At 70.9% G+C, this 4,350-nt stretch carries 5 protein-coding genes; 3 read left to right on the plus strand and 2 right to left on the minus strand.

Annotation, left to right across the window (positions count from 1 at the left end; translation table 11 throughout):
• Window positions 1–35: 35 nt before the first annotated feature.
• Entirely contained in the window at window positions 36–242 is a 207-nt protein-coding gene (locus B8460_RS04440; RefSeq protein WP_048860370.1) for a putative signal transducing protein, read from the minus strand.
• 148 nt (window positions 243–390) lie between these two features.
• On the opposite strand from B8460_RS04440, the gene B8460_RS04445 reads away from it, so the two are divergent.
• A complete protein-coding gene (locus B8460_RS04445) occupies window positions 391–1,443 on the plus strand; it encodes a polyprenyl synthetase family protein (protein ID WP_373855659.1) in 1,053 nt (350 codons plus the stop codon).
• Window positions 1,444–1,502: 59 nt separating this feature from the next.
• Window positions 1,503–2,252, plus strand: a complete 750-nt coding sequence (locus tag B8460_RS04450) for a DODA-type extradiol aromatic ring-opening family dioxygenase (protein ID WP_048860374.1) — start codon at window positions 1,503–1,505, stop codon at window positions 2,250–2,252.
• 11 nt (window positions 2,253–2,263) lie between these two features.
• Here B8460_RS04450 and B8460_RS04455 read toward each other — a convergent pair whose 3' ends face one another.
• Window positions 2,264–3,664, minus strand: a complete 1,401-nt coding sequence (locus B8460_RS04455) for an aspartate aminotransferase family protein (protein WP_048860371.1) — start codon at window positions 3,662–3,664, stop codon at window positions 2,264–2,266.
• Between the two features lie 247 nt (window positions 3,665–3,911).
• Here B8460_RS04455 and B8460_RS04460 point away from each other — a divergent pair, with 247 nt between their 5' ends.
• Window positions 3,912–4,304, plus strand: coding sequence for an OmpA family protein (locus B8460_RS04460; protein WP_048860372.1), 393 nt, complete (start codon window positions 3,912–3,914; stop codon window positions 4,302–4,304).
• Window positions 4,305–4,350 lie beyond the last annotated feature (46 nt).

The following is a 4,350-nucleotide window of genomic DNA, read 5'->3' on the forward strand; positions in this document are numbered from 1 at the left end:
TGCCGCCGGACGGTGATCGTGGCCGCCGGCGTCCGTCACGCCTCGCCGGCGTCGCGCAGGATGCGCCGCGCCCTGGCCTCGTCGTCGTCGGCGACGGCGAGGCGGCGCGGCACCGCGCCGATGCTGCCGTCCATCACGCTCGCATGCCAGTCGAGCACGGTGGACTGGATGCCCGCGTCGGCAAGCAGTGCCGCGAGGAAGCTCAGCCTCACCGGATCGTTCGACGTCGCGACTGCGCGCATGCGGCCTCCCTGTTGTCCGTGGCGCCCCCTCCGCCCCGCCCGTGCGGCACGTGAGGGACCAAGCCATTGAGGCGCCTTGGCTTGACCCATTTTCGGCGCCGCCGATATGGTGGCCGAGCGCCATCCACAAGCAAGCCTGGAGAACCGCGTGGCCGACGTCGCCGGTCTGCCTGCCGCCGCCCGTGTCGCCGACAAGCCGATCACGGGACCCTCGGCGGCCGAGGAGGCCCTTGCCGGCCTGCTGTCACTCGTCGCCGATGATTTCGCCGCCTGCAACCGCGCGATCGTCGCGCGGATGCAGAGCCCGGTCGCGCTCATCCCGCAGCTTGCCGCCCATATCGTCGCCGCGGGCGGCAAGCGGCTGCGGCCGCTGCTGACGCTCGCCACCGCGCGCATGTGCGGCTATGGCGACGGCGACCGGCATGTGCAGCTCGCCGCCTGTGTCGAGTTCATCCATACCGCCACGCTGCTGCACGACGACGTCGTGGACGAAAGCAGCCTGCGCCGTGGGCTGGCGAGCGCCAACGCGATCTTCGGCAACAAGGCGTCGGTGCTGGTCGGCGATTTCCTGTTCGCCCGCGCCTTCGAGCTGATGGTGCGGGACGGGTCGCTGAAGGTACTGGCGATCCTGTCACAGGCCTCCGCCACGATCTCCGAGGGCGAGGTGCTGCAGCTCGTCACGCAGAACGACCTCTCCACCTCCGAGGACCGCTATCTGGAGGTGATCGAGGGCAAGACGGCCGCGCTCTTTGCCGCCGCGTGTCAGGTGGGCGCGGTGGTCGCCGGCAGGCCGGAGGAGGAGGAGCGGGCGCTGTCCGCCTATGGCCGCAACCTCGGCATCGCGTTCCAGCTTGTGGACGACGCGCTCGACTACGCGGCGGATGAGGCGACGCTCGGCAAGACGGTCGGCGACGATTTCCGCGAGGGCAAGATCACGCTGCCGGTGCTCGCCGCCTATCACGCGGGCGACGCGACGGAGCGCGCCTTCTGGCGGCGGACGATCGAGGACAGCGAACAGACCGAGGACGATCTGGATTACGCGCTTGCCTGCATCGAGCGGCGCGGCGCGATCCCGGCGACGATCGACCGGGCACGCCGCTATGCCGCCGCCGCCCGCGCGGCGCTGGCACCGTTCCCGGACACGGCGTATCGCGCGGCCCTTCTGGCGGTCGCGGACACGACGGTGCGGCGGGCGCGGTGAGCGCCAGCGCGCGCCAGCCGGCGATCTTCCTGTCGCATGGCGGCGGCCCGTGCTTCTGGATGAGCTTCCCGCCGCCCTTCGGCGCGCATGCCTTCGACGGGTTGCGCCACTACCTCGCGGGGTTGCTCGCGAGCCTGCCCGCGCCGCCCACGGCGATCCTGATGGTGTCCGGACATTGGGAGGAGGCGGTGCCAACGGTCGGCAGCGCCGCCGCGCCGGGCATGATCTATGACTATTACGGCTTCCCGGAGCATACGTACACGCTGCGCTATCCAGCGCCCGGCGATCCGGCGCTGGCGGCCCGTGTCCGCCGACTGTTGAGCGACGCCGGCATCGCCAATGCCGAGGATCCGGCGCGCGGCTTCGACCATGGCGTGTTCGTGCCGATGCTGATCGTCGATCCCGACGCGCGCATCCCGGTGGTGACGCTGTCGCTGCGCCGCGACCTCGATCCCGCCGCGCATGTCGCGATCGGCGCGGCGCTGACGCCGCTGCGCGACGACGGCGTGCTGATCATCGGCAGCGGCAACAGCTTCCACAACCTCCGCACCTTCTTCGACGGCGAGCCGGAGGCGGCGGCGACGTTCGATGCGTGGCTGACCGAGGCGGCGACGCAGCCCGATCCGGCGGCGGCGCGGGCGCGGCTGATCCGCTGGGCCGAGGCACCGGCGGCGCGCGCGGCGCATCCGCGCGAGGAGCATCTGATCCCGCTGATGGTGGTCGCCGGCGCCGCCGGGGATGATCCCGGACGGCGCGTCTTTCACGACGTGATCGGCGGCAAGGCGATTTCCGGCTACGCCTACGGCTAGCCGGGCCGGGCTCAGCCGACCGGGGCGATGCTCTCGCGCCGCAGCTGCACGGCGAGTTCGTCGAGCGCCGCGCGGACGCGGTCGAGCATCTCGTCGATCTCCGCCTCGTTGATGATCAGCGGCGGGCTGAAGCCGAGGCTGTCGCCCGGCAGCGCGCGGCTGATGACGCCGTGCTGTTCGCACAGCTTCGCCGCCCGCGCCGCGATCTTGCGCGACGGGTCGAAATTGGCGCGGGTTTCCTTGTCGGCGACAAGCTCGACGGCGCCGATCAGCCCGATGCCGCGCACCTCGCCCACCAGCGGATGGTCGGCGAAGCGCGACCGCAGCCCGGCCTGCATCGTGGGCGCGACTGCGCGGACATGGCCCACGATGTCGATCTCGTCGTAGATCTTCAGCGTCTCGACCGCGACGGCGGCGGGCACCGGATGGCCGGAATAGGTATAGCCGTGGCCGAACGTGCCGATGACATGGCTCTCGCGCGCCAGCCCCTCGAACACGCGGGCGTTGACCATGACCGCGCTGATCGGCAGGAATGCCGCCGACAGCGCCTTGGCGCAGGTGACGATGTCGGGCTGCATGTCGAAGGTCTGCGTGCCCCAGTAGTTGCCGGTGCGCCCGAAGCCGCAGATCACCTCGTCGGCGACCAGCAGCACGTCGTATTTGCGCAGCACCGCCTGGATCTTCGGGAAATAGCCGCGCGGCGGCACGATCACGCCGCCCGCGCCCATGATCGGCTCCGCCCACATCGCGGCGACGGTGTCCGGCCCTTCCGCGAGGATCAGCGCCTCCAGCGCCTCGGCGCAGCGGTCGGCGAACGCCTCCTCGCTCTCGCCGGGTCGCGCCTCGTGGTAATGGTGCGGCGTCATCGTGTGGACAAAGCCCGGCAGCGGCACGTCGAAGCTGCGGTGGTTGTTGACCAGCCCGGTCAGCGACGAGGCGGCGAGGGTGATGCCGTGATAGCCCTTCACGCGGCCGATCAGCTTCTTCTTCTGCGGCCGGCCGATCGCGTTGTTGTAGTACCAGACCATCTTGATCGCGGTGTCGTTCGCCTCCGACCCGGAATTGGCGAAGAACACGCGATGCATCGGCACCGGCGCGCGGGCGAGCAGCATCTCCGCCAGTTCGATCATCGGTTCGTGCGACTTGGCGGTAAAGCCGTGGTAGAACGGCAACTGACGCATCTGCCGCGCCGCCGCCTCCACCAGACGCTCGTTGTCGAAGCCGAGGGAGGCGCACCACAGCCCGGCCACCGCCTCGATATAGTCGCGCCCGGTATCGTCCCATACGCGCACGCCCTTGCCGCGCGTGATGACGACGGGGCCGATCTCCTGATGCGCGACGAGGTCGGTGTAGGGGTGGAGCACGCTGCCGATGTCGCGGGCGGCGTTGGAGTTGGCGAGCGGCGGCGTCATGGCGGTTACTCCCGGCGCAGGGGCGCGACGGCATCGCGCGATACGCCACCCTACGCCCGCATGGGGCGGCGCGACACCCCGGCGGGCCGGGTGTCTGCGTTGAACGCGTTGCCTCGCCCGACCCGGCTTCCCGCCGGACGGCCGCCCGACCATTCCCGCGACCGTCCGGCGACCAGGGCGGTTTTCGTTGACGCCACGCCGGCACGGCGTCACCAATCCGCGAGCAAACCGTCCGAGGATTCGTCCCATGCGGCGTCTGGCCGTCGCTTTCAGCCTGCTGGTTCCGATGCTGTTCGCCATCGCCGCGTGCGGCGAACATCCGGCATCCCCCAGCTTCGTGGTCTTCTTCTCCGATTTCTCCTCCACGCTTGATGCCCCGGCGCAGGGCGCGGTCTCGGCGGCGGCGAAATGGGCGACCAAGCATCAGGGTCCGGTCGTGGTCATCGGCTATGCCGATCCGAACGGCAGCCCGGCCGCGGCCTATGACATGTCGCATGCGCGGGCGCAGGCGGTGGTCGATCAGCTGATCCGCGACGGCGTCGCCGCCTCGCGCATCACCAAGGAGGCGCGCGGCTCCACCGACTACACCCTCTCCTCGCAGGAAAGCCGGCGGGTCGAGATACGCATCCTCGGGGGCTGATGACGGCGCGCGCCGCGGCCCGCGCGCCGGTGGCGACGCCGGCGGC

The organism is Acidisphaera rubrifaciens HS-AP3, from assembly GCF_000964365.1.
Classification (GTDB): domain Bacteria; phylum Pseudomonadota; class Alphaproteobacteria; order Acetobacterales; family Acetobacteraceae; genus Acidisphaera; species Acidisphaera rubrifaciens.